Source organism: Leclercia sp. Colony189 (genome assembly GCF_009740165.1).
In the GTDB taxonomy this organism is placed as follows: domain Bacteria; phylum Pseudomonadota; class Gammaproteobacteria; order Enterobacterales; family Enterobacteriaceae; genus Enterobacter.
In genome coordinates this window covers 2782380-2809335 of the sequence record NZ_CP046557.1, presented here as the reverse complement: position 1 = coordinate 2809335, position 26956 = coordinate 2782380, and the positions used below count along the sequence as shown (strand labels likewise).

Sequence of the window (26956 nt, the reverse complement as noted above, 5' to 3'; positions counted from 1 at the left end):
AAAAAAGCGCGTCCAAAGACGCGCTTTTTTTATGGCTGTGAATGAGGCTGGGTCACCCGCAACCCGCTGATGATGGCCGCGACGGTGGCCAGCGTGCCGGCGGTCAACAGCGCCAGATGCGTGCCGCTTTGTCCGGCCAGGTTGAACATCAACGCCACCAGTGCCGCGCCGGTACTCTGTCCCAGCAGGCGGGCAGTGCCCAGCATTCCACTGGCGCCGCCGCTGCGGTGGCGAGGCGCTGCCGTAACAATGGTATGGTTATTCGGTGACTGAAACAGGCCAAAGCCCGCCCCGCACAGCACCATCCGCCAGATAATATCCAGATCGTGAGGTGCCGCAGGCAGCAGGGCGAGAGCGAAAAGACCTGTCGCCATCACCACCAGTCCCAGCGCGCCCAGTAACCCCGCATGTACCCGCTCAATCAGATGGCCCGCCAGCGGAGCCATTACCATGGTCGCCAGAGGCCAGGGCGTTAACAGCAGGCCCGTTTCCACTTCCGAGCGGCCAATCACGCTTTGCAGGAAGAAGGGCAGAGAAACCATCGCCAGCATCTGTGCGCAGAAGGAGCAGATAGAGGTGCAGATAGAGAGGGAGAAGAGCGGAATACGCAGCAGATCTACCGGCAGTAACGGCACCGGCAGTGCCAGCTGGCGACGCACGAAGAAGAAGCCTACCACCAGCAGCGCCACGACCTCGCCCGCAATCAGCATCAGCGACTGTCCCTGAGCGAAGCCGCTCAGGGCGGTGATCAGCAGGCCAAAGGTGAGGGCGTTCATCACCGCGCTCGGAAGATCGAATTTTGGCATGCTGCTTTTCGCGCCATTGGCCGGTAAAAAACGCAGGGCGAACAGCAACGCCACGATCCCAAGTGGAACGTTAATTAAAAATAGCCACTGCCAGGACGCGACCGAGAGGATCGCTGCGGCGATAGTTGGGCCCGCCGCAGACGACACGGCAACAATAAAGGAGTTGATCCCCATCCCCCGGCCCAGATGTCGCTGAGGATAGATAAGACGGATCAACGCGGTATTCACACTCATCAGCGCCGCACCGCCGAACCCCTGCATGATACGCGCCAGCGTCAGCATGTGCAGCGTATCTGAAAGGGCGCAGAAAAGGGAGGTCAGCGTAAATACCGCCAGCCCGCACTGATAAACCCGGCGGTAGCCAAACATATCCCCGAGGAACGAGAACGAGAGCAGCGAGATAACAATGGCTATCTGGTAGGCGTTAACAATCCAGATTGAGCTGGCCGGGGAGGCATTCAGGTCGCTGGCAATGGTTGGCAGGGCGACATTGGCGATAGCGCCATCCAGTACAGCCATTGAAATACCGATAATAATGGTTGCAATGGCACCATAACGTTGCGGCAGCGGCAGGCCGTCTTTGGGGAGAGTCGTCATGAAAATTAATTAGCATTGGAGGTTATTATTAACAGGGTAAGGATATTATCACTGTTATTTCTGTTGTGTGTCGCAGATTTGTAACCAGGTAAGCCAGGATTGATTGCAGCAACGCCGGAGCGAATTTATAATAAAAACCGGTTCTGAATTTTATAAAACACTTGCGTTGAGGTGATTAATGGCAATCGCGGATTTGGATAAACAGCCAGATTCTGTTTCATCCGTGTTAAAGGTGTTCGGCATCCTGCAGGCGCTTGGTGAAGAGCGCGAAATCGGTATTACTGAGCTGTCCCAGCGTGTAATGATGTCAAAAAGCACCGTTTATCGCTTTTTACAGACCATGAAATCACTGGGTTATGTTGCTCAGGAGGGCGAGTCCGAAAAGTACTCCCTGACCCTGAAGTTATTTGAACTGGGCGCTCGTGCGCTGCAGAACGTCGATCTGATCCGCAGCGCGGATATTCAGATGCGCGAACTCTCCCGTTTGACGAAAGAGACGGTGCACCTGGGGGCGCTGGATGAAGACAGTATCGTCTATATCCATAAAATTGATTCCATGTATAACCTGCGTATGTACTCACGCATTGGCCGCCGCAACCCGCTCTACAGTACCGCTATCGGTAAAGTTCTGCTGGCATGGCGCGACCGTGATGAAGTGAAGCAGATCCTCGAGAACGTGGAGTACAAACGCAGCACTGAGCGCACCATTACCACCACCGAAGAGCTGTTGCAGGTGCTGGATAAAGTCCGTGAACAAGGTTATGGCGAAGATAACCAGGAGCAGGAAGAAGGCTTGCGCTGCATCGGCGTTCCGGTATTTGACCGTTTCGGTGTGGTCATTGCCGGCCTGAGTATCTCCTTCCCGACGCTGCGTTTCTCTGAAGAGCATCTGCACGAGTATGTTGAAATGCTGCACACAGCGGCGCGTAAGATTTCTGAACAGATGGGTTACAACGACTATCCGTTCTGATTGAAAGCGCGATAAAAAAACGCGGCCTTATGGCGGCGTTTTTTTATGCAAGGGATCAGCCGTTATCGATCACTGTCTCGCTCTTTCGCAGGAGCGGGCAGCGAGAGAGGCCGATAATACCGCTGTCTGAATGAATATACTGCGCCGTGCTGACGCCGCGCGCGGTGAGATACTGGCACTGGATCCCGAGCCCGCCCGCATTCTCTTTACTGCCGATCAAGACACCGTAGCCTGCGAGCAGTATACCCGTCCAGACCAGTGCTATAACAATCAATGTGCGAATAAAAAAGCGCATCATTACCTCATTTTTTGAATAACTGCCGCTTAGCGTAATCGATACACTTACTTTAACAAGTCTATGATTCCGAAAGCATCGCCTTCGCGTTACAGTTAGGCATGGTTTAAGTTGCGCATGATAACCTGGCATCAGGCAGTTACGGTACGGAGAGTGGAGTGAAGAAAATACGCTGGGTTATTCTGGTCTTAGTGTTAGTGGCCTGTGTTTTACTTTGGACGCAGACCATCAATGTGATGTGCGACCAGGATGTACAGTTCTTTAGCGGTATTTGTTCTATCAATAAGTTTATCCCCTGGTAGTTGTCATTTTTATCGCAAGTGATTTCCTTCCTTAACGCGAGTGGTAAAATAGGCGCTTTTATGGGGGAGTGAAATGGGTGAGTTAGTAAATTCCGGGATGTTCAGCGTGGCATCTCTGGCGATCTCGATCGTACTGCTGGTTGCGGGTCTGGTGCTGTGGTTTTTTGTCAATCGCGCGAGCTCCCGTACCAACGAGCAGATCGAACTGCTAGAGAAGTTAGTCGACCTGCAGAAACGACAGAATGTCCTGCTGCGTCGCCTGTGCGAAGCCAATGAGCCGGAAGAGAAAGAGGTACCAAAAGCGCCAGAAGAGACGGCTAAGAGCCAGGACGATGACTTTATTCGTCTGGTAGCCGAACGCTAATCGGTCAGGGGAGGTATGTATGGCCTGGCGTAATCCCTGGTATAATCCCTCCCTTGCACACCATACCCCGCAGGGTTTCCGCAATCCGGATGCCCCTGTTCGTCAACCCGGCGATGTTGAACGCTGGCGCAAGGCGCGAAAAGCCGCCGGGTTGCCAAAACCCCCTTCAGAAGGCTATGACGCCTTTATCCGCCAGTGGTGGCAACCCGTTACGCTTAACACCCTGGAAGAAGATGGTGTCTGGTGGCTGGGCCACGCCAGCCTGCTGCTACGCCTGAACGGAAAATATATCCTTACCGATCCGGTCTTTTCCCGGCGCGCCTCGCCGGTGCTGTTTGCCGGACCGATACGAAAAACGCCTCCGGTGATGAGTGTCGCGGCGCTTCCTAGTCCTTGATGCTGTTGTTATTTCCCATAACCATTTCGATCACCTGGACTCGGCCACGGTGCGCCAGCTTGTGCATCGTTTTCCGCAGCTGACCTTTTTTGTGCCTTTAGGTCTTGGGGCATGGTGCCGCCGCCGCGGGGCGAAACAGGTTATTGAACTGGACTGGTGGCAAAGCTATGTTTTCGAAGGGCTGGTGTTTACCGCCGTGCCGGCACAGCACTGGAGCATGCGTAGCCTCTGGGATCGCGATCGCTCGTTATGGTGTGGCTGGGTCTTTGAGAGCGAGCAGCAGCGCTTCTGGTTTAGCGGCGATACCGGTTATACCCCGGAACTGTTAACCATTCCGGAGCGACTGGGAAAAGTGGATGCCGCTGCCATACCTGTCGGAGCCTATGCACCACGTTGGTTCATGTCGATTCATCATATGGATCCGCAGGCGGCGGTGAAGCTCTGGCAACAGCTGGGCATGCCGCTGGCGATCCCGATCCACTGGGGTGTCTTTGAACTGGCGGATGAATCACTGGATGAGCCTGTCAGAGAGCTCGCGCAGGCACTGGCAGAGTTATCCCCGCGCAGCGATAACTTTCATCCGCTGCGCATTGGTCAATATTTATCCTTGTAAACGAATACTTGTTCAATTAGCGAATATTTTTTATTAAATCGACGGTTGTCATATTTTATTTTAATCGAAACGTTTTGATTGCCTTTTTTTGAGGCAGGTTCATAAAAATATCATTATTTTGGTGCATAGCGGATTACCGGTTTAGGTGTATATAACTTAAACAAGCGAACCGATATACAATGTTTTTTTCCTGAAACAATCCCTTGTCGTTACGATCAATTCAGCATAACTTTTCACGAAAAGTTCTAAATGAAATAGCGACCACAGAAATTCTGGCGCGCTTGCTGGACGATATGAAGTTATTGAGCTAATGTAAAAAAGTCTTTGATAACAGCGCTTATCCTGACAGCGACTGGGCAGGCAACATTTTGGTCTGGTATACACTGAACGTGCATTACTGTGCAGATTGTGGCAAGTCAGTCTCGGAATTTGTGCGGCTGATCGAGACACCTTTAAAAATGGCTTGCCATTATTTAAGTTGTATGTGATAACACGGTTTGGGTCAAACGAGGTACAGTTCTGTTTATGTGTGGCATTTTCAGTAAAGAAGTCCTGAGTAAACACGTTGTCGTTGAATACCGCTTCTCTGCCGAACCTTATATTAGTGCCTCATGCAGTAATGTCTCAGTTTTATCTCAGTTAATGCCCGCGGGCTAAGAAAACATTCTAAGGAATTTTGCAAATGGCAAAGATCAAAGGTCAAGTTAAGTGGTTCAACGAGTCTAAAGGTTTTGGTTTCATTACTCCTGCTGACGGCAGCAAAGATGTATTCGTACATTTCTCTGCAATCCAGGGTAACGGCTTCAAAACTCTGGCTGAAGGCCAGAACGTTGAGTTCGAAATTCAGGACGGCCAGAAAGGTCCGGCTGCTGTTAACGTAACCGCTATCTGATCGAACCCCTGCCTGATCTGAAGCGTCACGACGTTTCAGTTGCAGAGATATAAAGCCTCGCCTGTGCGGGGCTTTTTAATGGATATTTTTCAAAGTGTTACCACATGCGTCGCTGTTAGCAGTTTGTTTCAAAGCTGCGAGAGTATTAGCATTGTTTTCACCCTCGCGGCTCAAATTTGCCGTTAAATCAGGGCGTTGTTACTCAGCCCTGGAGCCCTGGTGAAAAAGAAACCCGTCAATCCCGCAGCAAACTTCACCCCGTTACGTTTTGCTCTCCTCTGTCTGGTGATTTTAGGCAGCCTTCTCTTTCTTCTTGGTCGTGTCGCCTGGTTGCAGATCGTTAAACCCGATCCGCTGGTTAAGCAGGAGGATATGCGCTCCCTGCGCGAGGTCGCCATCAATGCCCCCAGAGGGATGATTATGGACAGGGAGGGGAGACCGCTGGCCGTGAGTGTGCCGGTGCGGGCCGTGTGGGCGGATCCGAAAACGGTGCTGGCAAAAGGGGGAGTGGGTTTTGACACGCGCTGGCAGGCATTAGCCAGTGCATTGCATCTGTCGCTCCCCACGCTTGCGGCGCGCATCAACAGCAATCCACATGGCCGTTTTATCTATCTGGCCCGCCAGGTGGATCCCGCTCAGGCCCAGTGGATCGCCAAACTCCGGCTGCCTGGTATCAGCCTGCGTGATGAGTCGCGCCGTTTTTACCCGGCCGGACACGTGGCAGCTAACCTGATCGGCTTTACTAATATCGACGGTCAGGGCATCGAAGGGATCGAGAAAAGTTTTAATGCCCAGCTCACCGGCAAACCCGGTCTGCGCCGCGTGCGTGAGGATCGCTACGGACGCGTGATCGAAAATATTACCGAAGTACCGCCCGTTCCGGCGCACAACATCCAGTTAAGCATTGATGAACGGCTGCAGACGATTACGGAAGATGCGCTGGACAATGCTGTCGCCTGGAATAAAGCGGAGTCGGGGGCAGCGGTGCTGATCAACATCCAGACTGGGGAGATCCTGGCGATGGCCAACTACCCGGATTTCAATCCCAATAACCGCGAGGGTGCCACGCTGAATGATTTTCGTAATCGTGCCATCAGCGACACCTTTGAACCCGGCTCTACCGTTAAGCCGCTGGTGCTGATGACCGCCCTGCAGCAGGGGCTGGTGCAGCCAGACAGCGTGATCGACACCCATCCTTATACCCTGGCCGGACACCGTATCCGCGACGTCGGTTACTACCCGGAGCTGACGCTGACCGGCATTCTGCAAAAATCGAGCGACACGGGTGTGTCGCGCCTGTCGCTGGCGATGCCGATCCAGCGGCTGCTGGATACCTACCACGGGTTTGGTTTTGGTCGTTCCACCGGTCTCGGATTGACGGGGGAGAGCAGCGGCTTGTTACCGGAGCGTAAATTCTGGAGCCAGCTCGATCGCGCCACCTTTGCCTTCGGCTACGGCCTGATGGTCACGCCGTTGCAGCTCGCCCACGTCTACGCCACCATCGGCAGCTATGGCCTGGAGCGTCCACTCTCTATCACCCGCATCGATCCGCCGGTTATCGGTACCCAGGTGATGCCCGCGTCGATTGTGCAGGAGGTGGAGCACATGATGGAAAGCGTGGCCCTGCCGGGTGGGGGCGGCATCAAAGCCGCGGTGCGTGACTACCGGGTGGCGGTGAAAACCGGCACCGCGAAGAAAATCGACGATGGCGGTAATTATGTCGACAAATATGTGGCCTACACCGCCGGCGTCGCACCGGCCAGCCGCCCTGTATTTGCCCTGGCGGTGGTCATTAACGATCCGCAAAACGGCGCCTATTACGGCGGGGCGGTTTCAGCACCGGTATTCAGCCAGATTATGGGTGACGTGCTGCGTATTGAAAACATCAAGCCGGATGGACTCCCGGCCGATTCCAGCCACCTCATCGTAATGCGTTAAGGCCGTTTTATAGCAGGGCGATTAGCGGTACACTTTCGCCCTTTATGATTGCCCGGAGTTCCCATGACATTCTGCTGTCCTCTTTGCCACGCGCCGCTCGCCCATGCGGATAAAAGTTACGCCTGCCCACAGGGGCATCGGTTCGATATGGCGAAAGAGGGCTATGTCAATCTGCTGCCGGTCCAGCACAAGCGATCGCGCGATCCGGGCGACAGTGCAGAGATGATGCAGGCGCGCAGAGCCTTTCTCGATGCCGGGCACTATCAGCCCCTGCGTGACGCGGTAGCCGGTAAGCTGGCGGCCTTGCTGCCGGATGGCGCGACCTCGCTGCTTGATATTGGCTGTGGCGAAGGCTATTACACATCGGCCTTTGCCCAAACCGCGCAGGAAAAGGGCGCGACCACCTTTGGTCTGGATGTCTCAAAATCTGCCATCCGCGCGGCGGCTAAACGCTATTCAGAGGTGACGTTCTGTGTGGCCTCCAGCCATCGTCTGCCTTTTGAAGAGAACAGTATGGATGCGGTAGTCCGCATCTACGCCCCCTGCAAAGGCGAGGAGCTGGCGCGGGTGGTAAAAGAGGGCGGCTGGGTGATCACCGTGACGCCAGGACCGCGTCACCTGATGGAGCTGAAAGGGCTGATTTACAGTGAAGTTCTGCTGCATGCGCCGCATTCGGAGCAGCTGGAGGGTTTTGCCCTGAAAGAGGCGCTGTCGCTGGCCTATAACATGTCACTGACTGGAAAAGAGGCGGTAGCGCTTTTGCAGATGACCCCGTTTGCATGGCGGGCAAAGCCGGAGGTGTGGGAGGCGCTGGCAAAACAGACGCATTTCAGCTGCCAGACCGATTTTAGTATCCACTGCTGGCAGCGAGTCAGTTAACCGGCGAAGTGGCTCCACATAATTTGTGCGCCAATGCCGATCAAGACGATACCGCCGAGGATCTCGGCGCGTTTCCCTAACAGCGGGCCAATAAAACGGCCAATCATCATGCCCAGGGTAGACATAATAAAGGTCGCGCAGCCAATCGCCAGCGCGGTGGCAATGATGTTGACCTGCAGGAAAGCCAGGCCGACGCCGACCGCCATCGCATCCAGACTGGTAGCTATAGCGGTTGTCACCAGCAGCCAGAAGCCGTGACGCTGAATCGGCTCATCGTCCTCGACATCATTCCGAATGCCTTCGATAACCATACGTCCGCCGAGGAAGGTCAGAAGTATAAAGGCGATCCAGTGGTTCCACTCCAGCACGAACTGGCTGGCGAGCATCCCCAGCCCCCAGCCAATCAGCGGGGTCAGGGTTTCGATAGCACCAAAGATAAGACCGGTACGCAGGGCTTCAGAGAACTTAGGTTTATGCAGCGTGGCGCCTTTGCCCATGGAAGCGGCGAATGCATCCATCGACATGCCAAAGGCCAGGAGAAGTGTTGCAGAGAGGTTCATCAGCGCGTCCAGACCGGGGATATCCATATGACACATCACTGCCCCCAGTAAACAGCAGTCGATGCGTCTATGGTCTCGCCTGATCCTTCTGCTGTGCAGAAAAATCCGTACGTGCCACGTTTTGCAACGAGTATGTTGACACGTACATTTCCGGTAAACCGGAAATCGGCTACTCCCCAACGACGGGCGCAACCTTAACATATTTTGAGAATATAAAACAACTACAGGGGAGTATTATTCAGATTAGTTTTTGATAACGATTTTCATTTAGAAATTGATGTGAAGATAACGTTAATAATAGCCCGTAAATGTCGCGTAATAATATAGCTTTGGCTATATAACACTGTGAAAAGCATAGCGAAATATAGCCAGTGCTATTTTTTTATCTTATTGAGTCTTAACCAATAATTTGTATATCTTCTCCAGATCGTCAATATTTCTTACCCGGATAAGCAAACGTCGCTGCTCTAATTGCATCACCAGCACGCCGTCTTCTGATAAATTCATCTCTTTAATGCGGTTATATTCTATCCAGACATTGGCGAAAAAGAATCCAGTGGATTTGAAGATTATTTTCGGCGCCCGGATCCAGAACAGGTAAAACCCCATTAATGCCAGGGCAGATAATAACCATGTGGTCAGTAATGCCCCCTGGCTCATCACGTTGTTATAGATAAGGATCAGCAGCAGACCGGTAAAGATGATGGCATCAACGCGACCGCGGCGCAGAAGGGGGATTGAGAGCAACGTCGCGCCGTTGCGGCGGGGCATGATCAATTCGTCGTAGAGGGCATACGCCAGAAGGGCAACAATAAAGACAACCAGTACGATGTCCGTGACCGTCATTCATCCTCCGGATAAAAAAACGGGGGCGTTCATGCCCCCGGTGTATTCACAAAAAAATTACAGACCCAGCAGACCGATAGCGTAACCGACGATACCGATAACGAAGAAGCCGACGATGATCCACAGCGCATTGACCTTTTTACGCAGCAGCCACATACAGGCGAAGGTCAGCAGCAGCGGTACCAGGCCCGGCATCAGCTGGTCAAGAATGGTTTGCACGGTGGTCACACGGGTCTGACCATCCTGACCGGTGATGGTTGACACCACCAGCGGGATGTTAACGTGCGTCCACTTGTTAACCAGCGCCCCCATGACAAACAGGCCGAGGATTGACGCCCCCTCAGTCAGTTTCTGCAGGAAGCCGCCGCCCATATCCTGGACGATATCCACGCCCTTACGGTAGCCATAGGCCACGCCGTAGTAGCGGGTTGCCAGACGTACCACGTTAAACAGGATAAAGAAGAGCAGAGGACCCAGCAGGCTGCCGCTCATGGCGATACCCGCACCGAGCGCGGCGAAGACCGGACGCACGGTACCCCAGAAGATCGGGTCACCTACGCCCGCCAGCGGCCCCATCAGACCCACTTTGATACCGTTGATGGCACCATCGTCAATCTCTGCGCCGTTAGCACGCTGCTCTTCCATCGCCAGCGTTACGCCCAGAACCGGCGCTGCGACGTAAGGGTGGGTGTTGAAGAATTCCAGGTGACGTTTAATCGCCTGACGACGCGCTTCGTTGTTCTCGGGATACAGACGTTTGATTGCCGGTACCATAGAGAAGCAGAAGCCCAGCGCCTGCATACGTTCGAAGTTCCATGAACCCTGGAACAGGTTTGAACGGATGAACACGCCACGAATATCACCCGAAGTCAGTTTTTTCTGAGGGGTAGTTTTAGTCATATCAACCATTTCGCTCACCTGCTAGTCCAGTTCGTTATCGAGATCGTTATTACCAGCAACCTGTGCACTACCGGCTACGCGGTTATATTTCGGGCTGAGCTGGATGTAGAGGATAGCCATTACCGCACCAATCACACCCAGTGCCACCAGGTTGAAGTTGGTGAAGGCCGCGGTAACGAAGCCGAGATAGAAGAACGGCATCAGGTAGCCTGCGCGCATCATGTTGATGACCATCGCATAACCGACGACCACGATCATGCCGCCTGCAATGTTCAGACCGCTGGTGACCACTTCAGGAATGGCGTTCAGCATACCCTGGACTTCGCTGGTACCGACGGAGATTGCCACGATAACCGCCGGGATAGCGATACGCATGGCCTGCAGGAACAGGGACGAGACGTGGATCCACGACAGCGCCGTCAGGTTGCCATTCTCCGCCGCCTTATCTGCCGCATGCTGGAATGCAACGGTGATAGTACGCACGATGATGGTCAGAACCTGGCCTGCTGCAGCCAGTGGGATAGCCAGCGCGATACCGGCACCGATATTTTGATGGCCGGCGATGACCAGCACGGTAGAGATGATGGAGGCGAGAGCCGCATCCGGCGCAACGGCCGCGCCGATGTTCATCCAGCCCAGGGCGATCATTTCCAGGGTACCACCGATGATGATACCGGTTTTCATATCGCCGAGAACGGCGCCGATTAACGTACAGGCGACCAGCGGACGGTGAAACTGAAATTCATCTAGTACGGATTCCATACCCGCTATACACGCGACGATGAACACCAGCACAATCTGAAGAGTGGTAATCTCCATTGTACTTCTCCTATAGCTTTAACAGACTTAAGTGTGAAATTTGTCAACCAGCGCCGGCTTATTTCGCCACTTTGCTGATCAGATCCATCATTTTCAGTTTCGGGTCGGTAGAGACTTTACGGACTTCAAGCTCGATCCCGCGATCGTTAAGTTTCCTGAACGCTTCGATATCTTTTTCGTCCACCGACACCGCATTGTTCACCTGCGTTTTGCCCTGACGGTAAGCCATACCACCGATGTTCACGGAGGTGATTTTTACCCCTTCCTCAACAATACGTTCGACGTCCGTTGGGTTGGTAAACAGCAGCATCACACGCTCACCCGCATATTTCGGGTTGTTGTAAACGCGGATCATCTTGGCGACATCCACCACGTGCGCGGTTACGCCCGGCGGGGCCACCTGGGTAAGGAGAGTTTTACGAACCGTATCAGCGGCGACTTCATCGCTGACCACAATGATGCGCTGGACGTTGGTCTCTTTGGTCCAGCGGGTAGCCACCTGGCCGTGAATCAGACGGTCGTCGATACGCGCCAGGCCAATCTGCATGTAATCGTTCGGACCCATCGGCTTAAGCGGGGCGGCGGCTTTCGGGGCAGCAGCCGGGGCAGGGGCCGCCGCCGGAGCGACGTTTTCTGTAGGTTTCGCTTTCAGCGCTTTCACGCCTTCACGACCGGTTTCGACAGCCAGGGCAACCAGCTCGTCAAAGCTTGGATTGTCGTCACGGGCCATCAGCGTTTCGACCAGCATGGGGATGTTAACCCCGGCAACAACCTCATGCTGCTCTTTATCAACCACAATGCGGCTTGCCGCGTTAAATGGACTGCCGCCCCAGGTATCAACAAGGAACAGCACGCCGCTACTGGTATCCAGATTTGCCAGTTGAGCGGTATATTTTTCTATCAGCGTCTCAGCATTTTCACCGGGAACGAAATCGATCCAACCGACGTTTTCCTGTTCGCCTAAAAGCATTTCTGCGGTTTTAAGTAACTGCTCTGCAGCCCAACCATGTGTGCCTATAACAATAGCAATAGTCACTTGCTACCTCCTTTTATTATCGTTAATGCCCCCGGGTGAGAGGAGCATTAGAGATCATCTTCGAAAGAACGAATCGATTCAGATAAGGGTTAGAGTTCAATTAACTAAGACTTACGCGATTTATTTTAGACATCGAAAAAATAATTTATGTGATGAAGATCCGTAATTTAGCCTAAGCCAATGAGATATTTCTGTGATCAAAAAAAGCACGGAAACATCTGTTTGCAAAGGAAAGTAAATCTTTGCCAAAGAGCTCAGGTCTCTGATATGTTTACCATCCGTTTAATTGTCAGGAGTATGGGGCAGTAGCCCACTGTATGGACCGTCACCGACGCCAGTCACACACCCGGCCAGCTCTGGCCAGCCTTATCGGCGATTCGCGCCACTCACTGTTTACGTTCTTTACCGCTTCGCCCGACCTTTTCGCGGCGCCGTTTTGCCATTCCTTTAGCAGGAGCTTGTCATGGAATTCTTAATGGACCCGCAAATCTGGGTAGGATTGCTCACGCTGGTGGTGCTTGAGATCGTTCTCGGTATCGATAACCTCGTGTTTATCGCGATCCTTGCGGATAAACTTCCACCTAAACAACGTGATAAAGCACGTTTAATCGGTCTGTCGCTGGCGCTGATTATGCGTCTTGCGCTGCTGTCGGTGATATCATGGATGGTTACGCTTACGCAACCGCTGTTCACTGCCTTCAACTTCACCTTCTCAGGGCGCGACCTGATCATGCTGCTGGGGGGGATATTCCTGCTCTTCAAAGCCACAACCGAGCTCCATGAACGGCTGGAAAACCGCCAGCACGACGACGGACACGGTAAAGGCTATGCCAGCTTCTGGGTAGTGGTACTGCAAATCGTGGTACTGGACGCGGTCTTCTCCCTCGACGCGGTCATTACCGCTGTCGGTATGGTGAATCATCTGCCGGTGATGATGGCGGCCGTGATTATCGCGATGGCGGTGATGCTACTCGCCTCGAAGCCGTTGACGCGATTCGTTAACCAGCATCCGACCGTGGTGGTGCTCTGTCTGAGCTTCCTGCTGATGATCGGTCTGAGCCTGGTGGCAGAAGGTTTCGGCTTCCATATTCCGAAAGGCTATCTGTACGCCGCCATTGGTTTCTCCATCATTATAGAGCTGTTTAACCAGATTGCCCGTCGCAACTTTATTCGCCAGCAGTCGAACCAGCCGCTGCGTGCCCGGACCGCTGATGCGATTTTGCGTCTGATGGGTGGCCGCCGCGAAGCCAAAGCACAGCAGGACAGCGATAACCATGTCCCGGTGCCGGTTCCGGAAGGCGCCTTTGTTGAAGAAGAGCGCTATATGATTAACGGCGTGCTGTCCCTGGCCTCGCGTTCCCTGCGCGGCATCATGACCCCGCGCGGTGAAATCAGCTGGGTCGATGCCAGACTGAGCGTGACGGAAATCCGCCAGCAGCTGCTCTCCTCTCCGCACAGCCTGTTCCCGGTGTGTCGCGGCGAGCTGGATGAGATCATCGGCGTGGTTCGTGCCAAAGAGATGCTGGTGGCACTGGAAGAGGGCGTGGACGTTGAGGCCATTGCCGCCGCATCGCCTGCTATCGTGGTGCCGGAAACGCTCGACCCGATCAACCTGCTTGGCGTGCTGCGCCGTGCCCGGGGTAGCTTTGTCATCGTGACCAACGAGTTTGGCGTGGTGCAGGGTCTGGTTACGCCGCTGGATGTTCTTGAAGCGATTGCCGGTGAGTTCCCGGATGCCGACGAAACGCCGGAGATCGTTAACGATAATGATGGCTGGCTGGTCAAAGGCACCACGGATCTGCACGCCCTGCAACATACGCTGGGGCTGGAACACCTGACCAACCACGATGAAGATATCGCGACGGTGGCCGGTCTGGTGATTGCTGTGAACGGTCAAATTCCGCGAGCCGGTGATGTGCTTGAGCTGCCGCCGCTGAAGATAACCATCGTGACCGCCAACGATTACCGCGTTGATCTGGTGCGCATTGTTAAAGAACAGTCCGCCCACGACGAAGAAGAGTAATTACGGAGCCGACGGCATCATATCGCCGTTATGAGAGGCTGGCGGAGGGGAACTCTCCGCCAGCCACTGCGGGAAATCCCGCAGTGGCATCGGCCGCGCGTACAAAAATCCCTGAAGGATATCCACCCCGTGCAGGCGCAGATGGCTCGCCTGGTCGCGGGTTTCCACCCCTTCAGCCACCAGTTCAATATTCAGTCTCTGAGCCAGGGCGATAATAATGTCTGTCACCGTTGAGTTGACGGCATCCGTGCCGATGGCGGCGGTAAAAGATTTATCAATTTTCAGCACTTCCGGATTGAGTTTCTCCAGCCACGAAAGCGAACTGCTCCCGGTACCAAAATCGTCAATCGCCAGCTTCACCCCTTTCTGATGTAACGCCTCTACCATGGTGTAGTCCATCTCCAGCAGGGTATCGCGCTCGGTTAATTCAATGACCAGCTGCTGCTCGGGCTCGGCGCTGAACCAGACGCGATTCAGGTCGTGAAGCAGAGTGCCGTCACGGAAATGGCTGGCTGCGACGTTAATCCCAATATGAAAGCCCGGCGCGGTAGGAAACATCGCCAGATGACGGACGGTTTCAATAAGCACGTAGCGGGTGAGGGGGACAATCAGGTTATGCTCCTCCGCCAGCGGAATAAAAATATCCGGGGCGATCCACCCCTGCCGCGGATTATTCCAGCGCAGAAGAATTTCCACGCCGACGCAATCCTGTTTTTTGGCATCGATCAGCGGCTGGCAAAAGAGCTTAAACTCACCGGAGGCCAGGCCAAAGTTGATCTCCCGGGTAAAGCTCATGCGACTGGCGGTGGCAAGCCAGGCGATATACCCCACCAGCATGCTGAATATCACCGCCAGCGGCAGCTGCGACGGCAGATTTTTCAGCGCCAGCGCGGTCAGCCCCGGGCCGTTGACGGTGATGATGAAAGGAAAGTTGAGGGAAGCCTGCTGGTAAACGTTGTCGCCAGCGTCTGTCACCAGCCTGTCCGAAAGCTGGCGCTCATGGTTCAGGTACTTACCGCCGACGCTGAGGTTAACGTCGCTGATGAGCGGCAGCTGGGGCTCCAGCAGCATCCGGGCGATAAGATCGATATTCACAATCTCCATGATGCCATCCTCACTCTGGCCGGGCGCCGGATACCATTGGATCAGCACCGGGCTGCCTTTCATCAGCGGCTGGTCTGTGGTCAGGAGCAGTAAGGGCTGCGCGGCGGGCAGCAGGGGCTGAAACTGGCTGATGGGGATATCGCGGTCACCGAACATGCTTGAGCAATAGAGAATGCCGTCTTTAATCAGGCCGATTGAGCGCACGGTTTGCAGGGAGGCGGCGTGCTTGCGCAGTAAAAAGTTGACCTCCACGCAGGGCAGGCCGATAAGCGGTTGTACCACCTCGCGTCCCGTCTCCAGCGGCTGCAGGATCTTATCCAGCGTATCGACAGCATGGGAGACAAAGGCCACGGTGGTCTGCTGATTTAAATTGCGCTGTGAAATAAAGCCGATAATTAGCGTGCAAACGAGAGTGGAAAGGGACAGCAGGAGGCAAACGATTACCCGTTTGCGGTGATAATTTTTAATTATCCTGTGCGTTGTTTGCATGCCACGGTCACCCGAAGAGCCACTGGCGCAGATGCCCGTGGCAACCTGGCTAGTGTAGTCGGCATTATTTCAGGTAACGAGGAAAGGGGATGAAATTCGCCCATCCCTATCAGATGGGCGTTTAAAGCATGAAAGACGAAAGTTGCAGAAGCGCTTTCAGCGTCTTAGTCGCACTGCACCTTAATGGCCAGACCGCCGCGGGACGTTTCGCGGTATTTGGCGTTCATATCTTTACCGGTTTCGTACATGGTTTCGATCACCTTATCCAGCGAGACGCGCGGTTCGCTGGTACGGCGCATCGCCATACGGGAGGCGTTGATCGCTTTTACGGAGGCAATCGCGTTACGCTCAATACATGGCACCTGCACCTGACCGGCAACCGGGTCACAGGTCAGACCGAGGTTATGTTCCATGCCGATCTCGGCGGCCACGCATACCTGCTCCGGGCTGGCGCCCAGCAGCTCAGCCAGACCGGCTGCCGCCATGGAACAGGCCACGCCCACTTCACCCTGACAGCCAACCTCAGCGCCGGAAATGGAGGCATTCATCTTATACAGCGCACCCACCGCGCCTGCGGCGAGGAAGTAGCGAATATAGATATCCGGGCTTACCGATTCGATAAAGTGATCGTAGTAGGCCAGCACTGCCGGAACGATCCCGCAGGCACCGTTGGTCGGCGCGGTCACCACGCGGCCACCGGCGGCGTTCTCTTCGTTCACCGCGAGGGCAAACATGTTGACCCAGTCCACCACGTTCATCGGATCGTTGGAGTACTTATCCGTCGTAACCAGCATCCGGCGCAGGGCAGAGGCACGACGCGGCACGCGCAGTGGGCCAGGCAGTACCCCTTCGGTATTCATACCGCGATCGATACAGGCGCGCATGGTCTGCCAGACGTTGGCGAAATAGTCTTCAATCTCTTTCTTGCTGTGCAGCGCCAGCTCGTTCTGCATCACCATGCCGGAGAGGGACAGGCCAGTCTCCTTGCAGTAATTCAGCATTTCTGTCGCCGATTTGAATGGGTAAGGCACCTTTACGTCGCCCGTGACGTCCTGGCCGAAATGCTCTTCATCGACGATAAAGCCGCCGCCGATGGAGTAGTAGGTCTTGCTGTAGACCACCTTCTCGCCGCTGAAGGCGTGGATCTGCATCCCGTTTTCATGCAGGGAGAGGTTGTCGCTGCGAAAACGCATGCCGTCGTCCTGCGGGAAATCGACTTCATGCCGGCCATTCGCCAGCAGCAGACGACCGCGCGTTTCCACGTCGCGAATAAACGCCGGAATGGCGTCAATATCTACGGTGCCCGGCATATTCCCGGCCAGACCCATAATAATGGCGATATCGGTGTGGTGGCCTTTACCCGTAAGCGACAGTGAACCGTAAACGTCTACAGCCACGCGGGTAACGCTATCCAGTAATCCTTTTTCGACCAGGTCATCGACGAACTGTTTACCGGCCTTCATCGGCCCGACAGTGTGGGAAGAAGAGGGACCAATCCCCACTTTGAACATGTCGAATATACTAATCACTTTAACACTCCTGACAGGGTTACCGGGTTTCCAGTAACGATGTAATAACTTCGCATAGTGTAAGAGGGAACCCTGTCGTCAGCTTAACTATTCACATGAATTAAACTAATGATTAACGCCTGATAAACTAATAGCGGGAGGCCGATCGCAAAGGCGCAAAAAAGAGGCGAATGTAAAGTATAGTCAAGGTTTCAGGCCGATCTGCAGCGCCAGCTCACGAATTATTCCCGCCGTCATGCCCCAGACAAAATAATGCTCATACCAGGAGAGCCACACCCGATGATCGTGGCCACGGCGATGAATATCGAGCGGATGATAACGGCCCAGACGCAGGGCTTCCGCCAGCGGCATTTCAAAGACCGACTCCACTTCGTCCTCGCTGGCGTGATAGTGCAGATCCGGCGGAATAATCCCCACCACCGGCGTAACCTGAAAACCGGTGACGCTGTCCACCGGCGGCAGGACGCCAATCACCTCGACCTTGTGCGGCGGGATCGCCACCTCTTCTTCGGCTTCACGCAGGGCGGCGGCAATTAATGAGGCGTCGGTGCTGTCTACCGCGCCGCCGGGAAAGGCCACCTGACCGGCATGTTTACGCAGCTTCGCCGAGCGCCGGGTCAACAGCAGGCCCGGCTGCTCCCGGCGCACCACCGGGATCAACACTGCCGCCTGACGCTGGTTCAGCGACGTGCTGTTCACCTGCGGGCGCAACAGCTGAAAACGCGATAAAAAATGGTCGAGGGTCAGATCGTCGATATTCACCAGTTAGCACTCCAGTTGTTGCAGAATACGATTCACTTTATCAAACGTTTCCTGATATTCCGCCCCGGCCTGGCTGTCAGCCACAATGCCACCGCCTGCGGAACAGTAGAGCTGCCCCTCCACCGCCGTCAGGGTTCGAATGGTGATGCTGGTATCCATGCCGCCGCAGAGGCTGATATAGCCGATGCTGCCGCACCATGCGTTCCGGCGATGCGGCTCCAGTTCGTCGATGATCTCCATCGCCCGCACTTTTGGCGCGCCGGTGATCGACCCGCCGGGAAACGCGGCGCGCAGCAGATCGCACGCGGTCTGCGCTTGCGGCAGGCGGGCGGTGATGGTGCTCACCAGGTGATGCACGGCCGGGAAGGGCTCCACCACGAACAGCTCCGGCACCCGCACGCTTCCCGGCTCCGCCACCCGGCCAATATCATTGCGCATCAGATCGACAATCATCAGATTCTCGGCTCTGTCTTTCGGCGAGGCGGCGAGCTTCTCCGCCTGCTGGCGATCCGCCTCGGCATCCGCCAGGCGCGGCAGAGTGCCTTTGATCGGGCGGGTCTGAATGGTGCCTTCCGCCAGATGAATAAAACGCTCCGGGGAGAGGCTCAGGATCGCCCCCTCTTCAAGACGCAAAAAGGCGCTGAAGGGGGCGCGGTTGTTGGCGTTCAGCCGGGTAAACGCCTGCCATTCGTCGCCCTCGTAGCGGGCCTGGAAACGCTGGGCCAGATTCACCTGATAGCAGTCGCCGCTGTGCAGGAAGGCCTGCACGCGCTCAAATTTTTCCTGGTACTCCGCCGCGGTCATATTGGCCTGCCAGCCGGAGGTCAGCCGGAATGCAGGTACGTTCTCAGGGGGGCGCTGTGCTTCAAGCCAGGCCAGCCGCGCCTGTGCATCGCCATGACAGACCAGCGACACCCGCTCTTTGTGGTGATCGACGATTATCGCCCAGTCATACAGGCCCACCGCCATATCCGCCAGGGTGATATCACGCAAGGCCCGTTCCGGCAGCTTTTCGAAGCGGCGGCCAAGGTCATAGCCGAACAGCCCCAGCGCGCCGCCCTGGAAGGGGAGGTCCGGGTCAGGCGTGCAGGGCAGGCCCATCTCATCAAGGGCCTGCTGCAACAAACTCAGCGGGCAGGCGTCAGAATGAACCCCGTCGATCATCGTATCCGCTCCGTGCGTCACCAGTGTGCTGCGCGGGTCAGCGACCAGAATGTCAAAGCGACTGTAGGGGTGATCCGCATGGCCCGAGTGCAGCAGCATGGCCCACGGCAGATGGCTGAGCGGAGCAAACCAGAATTCTGCGGCGTCAGGACGCCACGGTAATGTCATAACAGTGGGGGATAGCGAGTTCATGGGTGGTAAACAACCGGGCAGCGTGAAATAATTAGCGCCAATAATTTAGCAGGAGTTGACAATGTTTGCAGGTTTACCTTCACTGAGCCACGAGCAGCAGCAAAAGGCCGTCGAGCGCATACAGGAGCTGATGTCCCAGGGGATGAGCAGCGGGCAGGCAATTTCTCAGGTGGCAGAAGAGCTTCGCGCCACCCATACCGGCGAGCGGATCGTGGCGCGTTTTGAGGATGATGAAGAGGAGTAACGCCCTTACACCGCAGCGATAATCTTAATCTCAACCTTATACTGCGGCTTCATCAGCGTCGCCTGTACCGTGCAGCGGACAGGCGCGTGACCCGCCACCACCCACTCGTCCCAGGCTTTGTTCATCGCCGCAAAATCCTCTTTACTGGCAAGGAAAATGGTCGCATCCAGAATGCGGGATTTGTCGCTGCCCTGTTTTTCCAGCACTGCGTCAATCTGCGCCAGGGTATTGGCGGTCTGCTCATAGGCGTCGGCATCCAGGTTTTCCGGTACGCCGGTGTAGTAGAGGGTCTGGTTGTGGATCACTACATCTGACCAGCGGGCTTCGGCATCAATGCGCACAATTGTCATACACGTTTCCTCGTTATGGTGACTTTCTGCGGGCAAGACTGCCATATTGTTTTGCCTGCGTCACTCTCGACTGGCGCCAGGACGATCGGCCTGACATAATCCCTGTGCAAAATTACAGGGGGCAGAGTGGCAGACGATTTCGCAGCAGACGGACAGTTAGCAAAGGCAATTCCCGGCTTCAAGCCGCGCGAACCGCAGCGCCAGATGGCGCACGCGGTAGCCGAGGCGATCGACAGCGCCCAGCCACTGGTGGTAGAGGCGGGGACCGGCACCGGTAAAACGTACGCCTATCTGGCGCCAGCGCTGCGCACGAAGAAAAAGGTGATCATCTCCACCGGTTCGAAAGCGTTGCAGGATCAGCTCTACAGCCGCGATCTGCCCACCGTCGCCAAAGCCCTGAAATATAAAGGCCGTCTGGCCCTGCTGAAAGGGCGCTCCAACTATCTCTGTATTGAGCGGCTCGAACAGCAGGCGCTCGCGGGCGGCGATCTGCCGGTACAGACCCTCAGCGATGTGATCATCCTGCGCAGCTGGGCCAACCAGACCCAGGATGGCGATATCAGTACCTGCGCCAGCGTCGCCGAAGACTCTCCTGCCTGGCCGCTGGTCACCAGCACCAACGACAACTGTCTGGGCAGCGACTGTCCGCTCTATAAAGACTGTTTTGTGGTCAAAGCGCGTAAAACGGCGATGGAGGCCGACGTGGTGGTGGTGAACCATCACCTCTTCCTGGCGGACATGGTGGTGAAAGAGAGCGGTTTTGGCGAGCTGATCCCCGAAGCCGAGGTGCTGATCTTCGACGAAGCCCATCAGCTCCCCGATATCGCCAGCCAGTATTTCGGCCAGTCGCTCTCCAGCCGCCAGCTGCTGGATCTGGCGAAAGATTTTACCATCGCCTACCGCACCGAACTGAAAGATACCCAGCAGCTACAGAAGTGCGCCGACCGCCTGGCGCAGAGTACGCAGGATTTTCGCATGCAGCTTGGCGATCCGGGTTTTCGTGGCAACCTGCGCGAACTGCTGGCCGATCAGCATATTCAGCGCGCGCTGCTGCTGCTGGATGATGCCCTGGAGCTCTGTTACGACGTGGCGAAGCTCTCCCTCGGCCGTTCGGCGCTGCTGGATGCCGCCTTTGAACGCGCCACGCTCTACCGCGCGCGCCTGAAACGGCTGAAAGAATTTAACCAGCCCGGCTACAGCTACTGGTACGAATGCAACTCGCGCCATTTCACCCTCGCGCTGACGCCGCTCACCGTGGCCGATAAATTCCAGGATGTGATGGCGCAGAAGCCGGGTAGCTGGATCTTTACCTCCGCCACGCTGTCGGTTAACGACGATCTGCACCATTTCACCGAACGTCTCGGCATCGCAGAGGCCAAATCCCTGCTGCTGCCGAGCCCGTTTGATTACGCCACCCAGGCGCTGCTCTGCGTGCCGCGCAACCTGCCGCTGCCTAATCAGCCCGGCGCCGCCCGCCATCTGGCGGCGATGCTCAAGCCGATGATTGAGGCCAACAATGGTCGCTGCTTTATGCTCTGCACCTCCCACGCCATGATGCGCGATCTGGCGGAGCAGTTCCGCGCCACCATGACGCTGCCGGTACTGTTGCAGGGTGAAACCAGCAAAGGCCAGCTGCTGCAGCAGTTTGTCAGCCACGGCAATGCCCTGCTGGTGGCCACGAGTAGCTTCTGGGAAGGGGTCGACGTGCGCGGCGATACCCTGTCGCTGGTGATCATCGACAAACTGCCCTTTACCTCGCCGGACGATCCGTTGCTGAAGGCGCGGATGGAAGATTGCCGCCTGCGGGGAGGCGATCCGTTTGATGAGGTGCAGCTTCCGGATGCGGTCATTACTCTTAAGCAGGGAGTGGGGCGCCTGATCCGTGACGTGGACGATCGCGGAGTGCTGGTGATCTGCGATAACCGCCTGGTCATGCGACCTTACGGCGCCACCTTTATCGCCAGCCTGCCGCCGGCGCCACGTACCCGGGATATCGATCGCGCCGTGCGTTTCCTTGCCGCGTCGCAGACGCAGTAATTTGCTGGTGGGTGTGCTAAAATGCGCCCCTTTTTGTGACTGACCACTGCGAGAGCGCGACAATACATGCGAATTCTGGCTATCGATACCGCCACGGAGGCCTGCTCCGTTGCCCTGTGGAATGACGGTACTCCCTTTGCTCATTTCGAAGAGTGCCCCCGGGAACACACCCAACGTATCCTGCCTCTGGTGAAGATGATCCTCACCGAGGGCAATACCTCTCTTACCGACCTCGATGCGCTGGCCTATGGCCGTGGTCCGGGCAGCTTTACCGGCGTTCGCATCGGTATCGGCATTGCCCAGGGGCTGGCGCTGGGCGCTGAACTGCCGATGATTGGCATCTCGACCCTGGCGACCATGGCGCAGGGGGCGTGGCGCCGTACCGGTGCGACCCGCGTGCTGGCGGCTATTGATGCCCGCATGGGCGAAGTCTACTGGGCGGAGTACACCCGTGATGAGCAGGGCGTCTGGCACGGGGAAGAGAGCGAAGCGGTGCTCACGCCGGAAGCGGCAGGTGAGCGCATGAAGCAGCTTTCCGGTGAGTGGGCGACCGTCGGGACCGGCTGGCCAGCCTGGCCTGACATGGCAAAGGAGAGCGGTCTGACCCTGGTGGACGGCACTGTCCTGTTACCTGCCGCAGAAGATATGCTGCCCATCGCTTGTCAGATGCTGGAGGCAGGGCAAACCGTGGCGGTGGAGAAAGCCGAGCCGGTTTATTTGCGAAACACCGTAGCGTGGAAGAAACTTCCGGGCCGGGAGTGAATCTCAGTATAAGAGCCTGAGAAAAAGGAGTCGCATCATGGCGGTTCAAAAATATGTCGTTCGTCTGCTGACCGTCGGGGCGCTGGCCCTGGCGTTAACGGGATGTATCTCCGTACCTGATGCCATCCAGGGCAGCAGCCCCACGCCGCAGCAGGATCTGGTCCGGGTGATGAACGCCCCGGAACTCTACGTGGGTCAGGAAGCGCGTTTCGGCGGCAAAGTCGTGGAGGTGCTCAACCAGCAGGGGAAAACCCGTCTGGAGATTGCCACCGTTCCCCTCGACAGCGGTGCGCGTCCGGTGCTGGGTGAAGCCTCACGAGGCCGTATCTACGCCGATGTTAACGGCTTCCTCGATCCGGTGGATTTCCGGGGACAACTGATCACCGTAGTGGGACCGATCACCGGCGCAGAGCAGGGTAAAGTCGGCAACACGCCTTATAAATTCATGACCATGCAGGCCAACGGCTATAAACGCTGGCGGGTGCAGCAGCAGGTGATGATGCCGCCACCCGACCCCTGGTACTGGGGACCGCATCCATGGCGTTATGGCTATGGTTACGGCTACGGCGGATGGCCAGGCTATGGCCCCGGTCCAGCTCAGGTCCGAACGATAGTAACAGAGTAAGTCACTGTTATTCTTAATTAAGAAACAGCGGCCCGTCCGCTGTTTTGTTTTTTTCCACGGTAATAAGAAAAATAAATAGTGACGCGCTTCGCAACCTTAAATCCGGACAATAAATAAACTGGTACGCTGAGTTAATATTATGTTAACGACTTGTTTATTAACCGGGGTTGTGATGACGACGAACACGCATTTCAGAGGTGATGTAGTGAAGAAGGTTTGGCTTAACCGATATCCTGCGGATGTTCCCGCAGAGATAAATCCTGACCGTTATCAATCCCTGGTTGAACTGTTTGAAAACTCCGTAACGCGTTACGCCGATCAGCCTGCGTTTGTGAACATGGGCGAGGTGATGACCTTCCGTAAACTGGAAGAGCGCAGCCGGGCCTTTGCCGCCTATCTGCAACAGGGCTTAGGCCTGCAGAAGGGCGATCGCGTGGCGCTGATGATGCCCAACCTGCTGCAGTATCCGGTGGCGCTGTTCGGCATTCTGCGCGCCGGGATGATCGTGGTTAACGTCAACCCGCTCTATACTCCGCGTGAGCTGGAACATCAGTTGAATGACAGCGGTGCCGCGGCGATTGTGATTGTCTCCAACTTCGCCCACACGCTGGAAAAAGTGGTTGATAAGACCCAGGTCAAACACGTCATCCTGACGCGGATGGGCGACCAGCTCTCCACCGCCAAAGGGACGCTGGTTAACTTCGTCGTCAAATATGTCAAACGTCTGGTGCCGAAATATCACCTGCCGGATGCCATCTCTTTTCGCCAGGCGCTGCACACCGGCTACCGGATGCAGTACGTTAAGCCTGAGATCGTCTCGCAGGATCTGGCCTTCCTGCAATATACCGGCGGCACAACCGGCGTGGCGAAAGGGGCGATGCTTACCCACCGCAACATGCTGGCGAACCTCGAACAGGTTAATGCCACCTACGGGCCGCTGCTGCATCGCGGCAAAGAGCTGGTCATTACTGCGCTGCCGCTGTATCACATTTTTGCCCTGACCATGAACTGTCTGCTGTTTATCGAACTCGGCGGGCAGAACGTGCTAATCACCAACCCGCGTGATATTCCGGGGCTGGTGAAAGAGCTGGCGAAATATTCGTTTACCGCCATGACCGGGGTAAACACCCTGTTTAACGCGCTGCTCAATAATAAAGAGTTCCAGCAGCTCGATTTCTCCACCCTGCATCTGTCAGCGGGTGGCGGGATGCCGGTGCAGCAGGCGGTGGCCGAGCGCTGGGTCAAGCTCACCGGGCAGTACCTGCTTGAAGGCTATGGCCTGACCGAGTGCGCCCCGCTGGTGAGCGTAAACCCGCACGATATCGACTATCACAGCGGCAGCATTGGCCTGCCGGTGCCCTCCACCGAAGCTAAACTGGTGGATGACGACGATAACGAAGTGCCGCATGGCGAGCCTGGCGAGCTGTGCGTAAGAGGGCCGCAGGTGATGCTGGGTTACTGGCAACGCCCGGACGCTACCGACGAAATCATCAAGGATGGCTGGCTGCACACCGGCGACATCGCAGTGATGGATGACGAAGGTTTCCTGCGCATCGTCGATCGTAAGAAAGATATGATCCTGGTCTCCGGGTTCAACGTCTATCCCAACGAGATCGAAGAGGTGGTGATGCAGCACAACGGCGTACTGGAGGTGGCCGCAGTAGGGGTACCGGCAGGCAGCAGCGGCGAAACGGTAAAAATCTTTGTGGTGAAAAAAGATCCTGCCCTGAGCGAAGACGCGCTGATCACCTTCTGCCGTCGCCATCTTACCGGCTACAAAGTGCCGAAGCTGGTGGAGTTTCGCGACGAACTGCCAAAATCGAACGTCGGGAAGATATTACGACGAGAATTACGTGACGAAGCGCGCGCCAAAGTAGACAATAAAGGCTGAGCTTCGTGTTAGTCACCCAGAAACGCTGGCCTGGCCAGCGTTTTTTTATGGGCGCAAACCATAGAGAAAATGATTTGAATTACCAGATGATCACCACCAACGACGAACTGGCTTCGCTGTGCGATCTCACCCGCGATGCATCCGCCATCGCGCTGGACACCGAGTTTGTTCGTACCCGCACTTACTACCCGCAGCTGGGTCTCATCCAACTGTATGACGGCAAACGGGTATCGCTTATCGATCCGCTGGGGATCACCGACTGGACGCCGATGCGTGAGTTGCTGCTGGACACCGCCATCACCAAATATCTGCATGCCGGCAGTGAAGATCTGGAAGTTTTCCTCAACACCTTCGGCATCATGCCGCAGCCGCTGATTGATACCCAGATCCTCGCCGCGTTTGCGGGTCGTCCACTGTCATGGGGCTTTGCTGCCATGGTGGAAGAGTATACCGGCCTTGTCATCGACAAGAGCGAATCCCGCACCGACTGGCTGGCGCGTCCGCTGACCGAACGTCAGCTCGACTACGCGGCGGCGGATGTGTTCTACCTGCTGCCCATCGCCAGTCAATTGATGAAAGAGGCCGAAGCCTCCGGCTGGCTGGCTGCGGCGCTGAATGAGTGCCAGATGACGCAGCAGCGTCGTCAGGAGATCGCCGACCCGAAAGAGGCGTGGCGCGACATCACCAACGCCTGGCAGCTGCGCACCCGTCAGCTGGCCTGTCTGCAACTGCTGGCAGACTGGCGTCTGCGTAAGGCGCGCGAGCGTGACCTGGCGGTGAATTTTGTGGTGCGTGAGGAGCATCTCTGGGCCGTGGCGCGGTACATGCCGGGCAGCCTGGGCGAGCTGGACAGCATCGGGCTTTCGGGGTCGGAGATCCGGTTCCACGGGAAAACGCTGCTGGCGCTGGTGGCGAAAGCTCAGCAACTGCCGGATGAGGCGCTGCCGGAGCCGCTGCTGAATCTGATGGATATGCCAGGGTATCGCAAAGCATTTAAGGCGATCAAGGCCCTGGTGCAGGAGGTGGCGTCAGAGAGCAAAGTCAGCGCCGAGCTGCTGGCCTCACGCCGTCAGATCAACCAGCTGCTGAACGCGCACTGGAAGCTGAAACCGCAAAACGGCACGCCGGAACTGATTGCCGGATGGCGCGGGGAATTGATGGCCGATCGCCTGAATGCGTTACTGGAAGAGTATCCGCAGTAAGCGCGATCTGTAACCCCCGGCGGCGCTGCGCTTGCCGGGGCTACAAAACGACAAACCGTAGGCCGGGCAAACGACGTGCCGCCCGGCAATACGCACGTTTATGAACGCGACTCTTCCGCTTCCGGCAGGGTGACGTTGAGCTCCAGAATCGAGATATCTCCGTCTTTTTGCTCCAGCTGCACGGTGACCATTTCCGGGTCGATCTGCACGTATTTGCAGATCACTTCCAGGATGTCTTTGCGCAGCTGCGGCAGATAGTGCGGTTCAGCGTCGCTGCGGCGGCGTTCCGCCACGATGATCTGAAGTCGTTCTTTAGCGATGTTGGCGGTGTTTTTTTTCCGCGAGAGAAAAAAGTCCAGTAATGCCAT

Annotated in this window: 27 protein-coding genes and 2 pseudogenes; 16 read left to right on the top strand and 13 right to left on the bottom strand. The window is 56.1% G+C overall.

The features are described 5' to 3' along the window. Nucleotides 1-29 precede the first annotated feature (29 nt). Entirely contained in the window at nt 30-1403 is a 1374-nt protein-coding gene (locus GNG29_RS13330) for an MFS transporter (protein WP_103180036.1), read from the bottom strand. Between the two features lie 178 nt (nt 1404-1581). Between GNG29_RS13330 and kdgR the strand changes: the two genes are divergently transcribed. Beyond that, complete coding sequence (gene kdgR, locus GNG29_RS13325) at nt 1582-2373, top strand: DNA-binding transcriptional regulator KdgR (RefSeq protein ID WP_039030796.1); 792 nt, start codon at nt 1582-1584, stop codon at nt 2371-2373. Nucleotides 2374-2428: 55 nt separating this feature from the next. Here kdgR and GNG29_RS13320 read toward each other — a convergent pair whose 3' ends face one another. Then, entirely contained in the window at nt 2429-2668 is a 240-nt protein-coding gene (locus GNG29_RS13320; protein WP_103180035.1) for a YobH family protein, read from the bottom strand. A 158-nt stretch (nt 2669-2826) separates the two neighbouring features. Here GNG29_RS13320 and mgrB point away from each other — a divergent pair, with 158 nt between their 5' ends. From mgrB to rlmA, 7 genes and pseudogenes are all read left to right on the top strand, one after another. Further along, the gene (mgrB, locus tag GNG29_RS13315) at nt 2827-2970 is read left to right on the top strand and encodes a PhoP/PhoQ regulator MgrB (protein WP_103180034.1); all 144 of its coding nucleotides are present in this window, start codon (nt 2827-2829) and stop codon (nt 2968-2970) included. Nucleotides 2971-3043: 73 nt separating this feature from the next. Then, nucleotides 3044-3334 (top strand): YebO family protein, encoded by a 291-nt coding sequence (locus GNG29_RS13310; RefSeq protein ID WP_156654706.1) that lies wholly within the window; start codon nt 3044-3046, stop codon nt 3332-3334. A 19-nt stretch (nt 3335-3353) separates the two neighbouring features. Next, nucleotides 3354-4344: pseudogene (locus GNG29_RS13305) on the top strand (MBL fold metallo-hydrolase). Between the two features lie 525 nt (nt 4345-4869). Then, nucleotides 4870-5014: pseudogene (locus tag GNG29_RS13300) on the top strand (DUF2627 domain-containing protein). Between the two features lie 12 nt (nt 5015-5026). Next, the gene (cspE, locus tag GNG29_RS13295) at nt 5027-5236 is read left to right on the top strand and encodes a transcription antiterminator/RNA stability regulator CspE (protein WP_001062678.1); all 210 of its coding nucleotides are present in this window, start codon (nt 5027-5029) and stop codon (nt 5234-5236) included. A 219-nt stretch (nt 5237-5455) separates the two neighbouring features. Then, complete coding sequence (gene ftsI, locus GNG29_RS13290) at nt 5456-7174, top strand: peptidoglycan glycosyltransferase FtsI (RefSeq protein ID WP_103180030.1); 1719 nt, start codon at nt 5456-5458, stop codon at nt 7172-7174. Nucleotides 7175-7237: 63 nt separating this feature from the next. Then, entirely contained in the window at nt 7238-8053 is an 816-nt protein-coding gene (rlmA, locus tag GNG29_RS13285; RefSeq protein ID WP_156654705.1) for a 23S rRNA (guanine(745)-N(1))-methyltransferase, read from the top strand. On the opposite strand, the gene mntP is transcribed toward rlmA, so the two are convergent. From mntP to manX, 5 genes are all read right to left on the bottom strand, one after another. Continuing rightward, nucleotides 8050-8613, bottom strand: a complete 564-nt coding sequence (gene mntP, locus GNG29_RS13280; RefSeq protein WP_139156373.1) for a manganese efflux pump MntP — start codon at nt 8611-8613, stop codon at nt 8050-8052. The two genes, rlmA and mntP, sit on opposite strands and share 4 nt — an antisense overlap. Before the next feature lie 387 nt (nt 8614-9000). Further along, nucleotides 9001-9459: a DUF986 family protein gene (locus GNG29_RS13275; protein WP_103180027.1), complete on the bottom strand. Its 459-nt coding sequence runs from the start codon at nt 9457-9459 to the stop codon at nt 9001-9003. 57 nt (nt 9460-9516) lie between these two features. Next, nucleotides 9517-10368, bottom strand: a complete 852-nt coding sequence (locus GNG29_RS13270; protein ID WP_168192027.1) for a PTS mannose transporter subunit IID — start codon at nt 10366-10368, stop codon at nt 9517-9519. Nucleotides 10369-10380: 12 nt separating this feature from the next. Then, nucleotides 10381-11178 carry a PTS mannose/fructose/sorbose transporter subunit IIC gene (locus tag GNG29_RS13265; protein WP_103180025.1) on the bottom strand — a complete coding sequence of 266 codons (798 nt, stop codon included), beginning with the start codon at nt 11176-11178 and terminating at the stop codon, nt 10381-10383. Between the two features lie 58 nt (nt 11179-11236). Next, nucleotides 11237-12214, bottom strand: a complete 978-nt coding sequence (manX, locus tag GNG29_RS13260; protein ID WP_114314650.1) for a PTS mannose transporter subunit IIAB — start codon at nt 12212-12214, stop codon at nt 11237-11239. 317 nt (nt 12215-12531) lie between these two features. Between manX and GNG29_RS23525 the strand changes: the two genes are divergently transcribed. Then, nucleotides 12532-12690: a protein YoaL gene (locus GNG29_RS23525; protein WP_371413849.1), complete on the top strand. Its 159-nt coding sequence runs from the start codon at nt 12532-12534 to the stop codon at nt 12688-12690. Continuing rightward, nucleotides 12678-14237, top strand: coding sequence for a CNNM family cation transport protein YoaE (gene yoaE, locus GNG29_RS13255; RefSeq protein WP_103180023.1), 1560 nt, complete (start codon nt 12678-12680; stop codon nt 14235-14237). The genes GNG29_RS23525 and yoaE overlap by 13 nt, the downstream gene beginning before the upstream one ends. On the opposite strand, the gene GNG29_RS13250 is transcribed toward yoaE, so the two are convergent. From GNG29_RS13250 to pabB, 4 genes are all read right to left on the bottom strand, one after another. Next, complete coding sequence (locus GNG29_RS13250; RefSeq protein WP_156654704.1) at nt 14238-15830, bottom strand: EAL domain-containing protein; 1593 nt, start codon at nt 15828-15830, stop codon at nt 14238-14240. A 164-nt stretch (nt 15831-15994) separates the two neighbouring features. Continuing rightward, nucleotides 15995-17359: an L-serine ammonia-lyase gene (gene sdaA / locus GNG29_RS13245; protein ID WP_156654703.1), complete on the bottom strand. Its 1365-nt coding sequence runs from the start codon at nt 17357-17359 to the stop codon at nt 15995-15997. A gap of 183 nt (nt 17360-17542) precedes the next feature. Then, on the bottom strand, nt 17543-18121 hold the full coding sequence (locus GNG29_RS13240; RefSeq protein WP_103180020.1) for a CoA pyrophosphatase: 579 nt from the start codon (nt 18119-18121) through the stop codon (nt 17543-17545). A 3-nt stretch (nt 18122-18124) separates the two neighbouring features. Continuing rightward, a complete protein-coding gene (pabB, locus tag GNG29_RS13235) occupies nt 18125-19477 on the bottom strand; it encodes an aminodeoxychorismate synthase component 1 (RefSeq protein ID WP_103180019.1) in 1353 nt (450 codons plus the stop codon). A gap of 61 nt (nt 19478-19538) precedes the next feature. Here pabB and GNG29_RS13230 point away from each other — a divergent pair, with 61 nt between their 5' ends. Then, the gene (locus GNG29_RS13230; protein ID WP_039030781.1) at nt 19539-19721 is read left to right on the top strand and encodes a YoaH family protein; all 183 of its coding nucleotides are present in this window, start codon (nt 19539-19541) and stop codon (nt 19719-19721) included. 5 nt (nt 19722-19726) lie between these two features. Here GNG29_RS13230 and GNG29_RS13225 read toward each other — a convergent pair whose 3' ends face one another. Further along, a complete protein-coding gene (locus GNG29_RS13225) occupies nt 19727-20071 on the bottom strand; it encodes a RidA family protein (RefSeq protein ID WP_103180017.1) in 345 nt (114 codons plus the stop codon). Nucleotides 20072-20197: 126 nt separating this feature from the next. Between GNG29_RS13225 and GNG29_RS13220 the strand changes: the two genes are divergently transcribed. The 5 genes from GNG29_RS13220 (at nt 20198) to rnd (ending at nt 26588) form a co-directional block, all read left to right on the top strand. Then, entirely contained in the window at nt 20198-22108 is a 1911-nt protein-coding gene (locus GNG29_RS13220) for an ATP-dependent DNA helicase (protein ID WP_103180016.1), read from the top strand. A 66-nt stretch (nt 22109-22174) separates the two neighbouring features. Continuing rightward, complete coding sequence (tsaB, locus tag GNG29_RS13215; RefSeq protein ID WP_156654702.1) at nt 22175-22870, top strand: tRNA (adenosine(37)-N6)-threonylcarbamoyltransferase complex dimerization subunit type 1 TsaB; 696 nt, start codon at nt 22175-22177, stop codon at nt 22868-22870. Nucleotides 22871-22907: 37 nt separating this feature from the next. Beyond that, the gene (locus GNG29_RS13210) at nt 22908-23495 is read left to right on the top strand and encodes a Slp family lipoprotein (RefSeq protein ID WP_156654701.1); all 588 of its coding nucleotides are present in this window, start codon (nt 22908-22910) and stop codon (nt 23493-23495) included. 205 nt (nt 23496-23700) lie between these two features. Beyond that, nucleotides 23701-25386 (top strand): long-chain-fatty-acid--CoA ligase FadD, encoded by a 1686-nt coding sequence (gene fadD / locus GNG29_RS13205; protein WP_156654700.1) that lies wholly within the window; start codon nt 23701-23703, stop codon nt 25384-25386. Between the two features lie 74 nt (nt 25387-25460). Next, nucleotides 25461-26588: a ribonuclease D gene (gene rnd, locus GNG29_RS13200; RefSeq protein ID WP_156655493.1), complete on the top strand. Its 1128-nt coding sequence runs from the start codon at nt 25461-25463 to the stop codon at nt 26586-26588. A 98-nt stretch (nt 26589-26686) separates the two neighbouring features. Here rnd and minE read toward each other — a convergent pair whose 3' ends face one another. Then, nucleotides 26687-26956, bottom strand: a complete 270-nt coding sequence (gene minE / locus GNG29_RS13195; RefSeq protein ID WP_103180012.1) for a cell division topological specificity factor MinE — start codon at nt 26954-26956, stop codon at nt 26687-26689.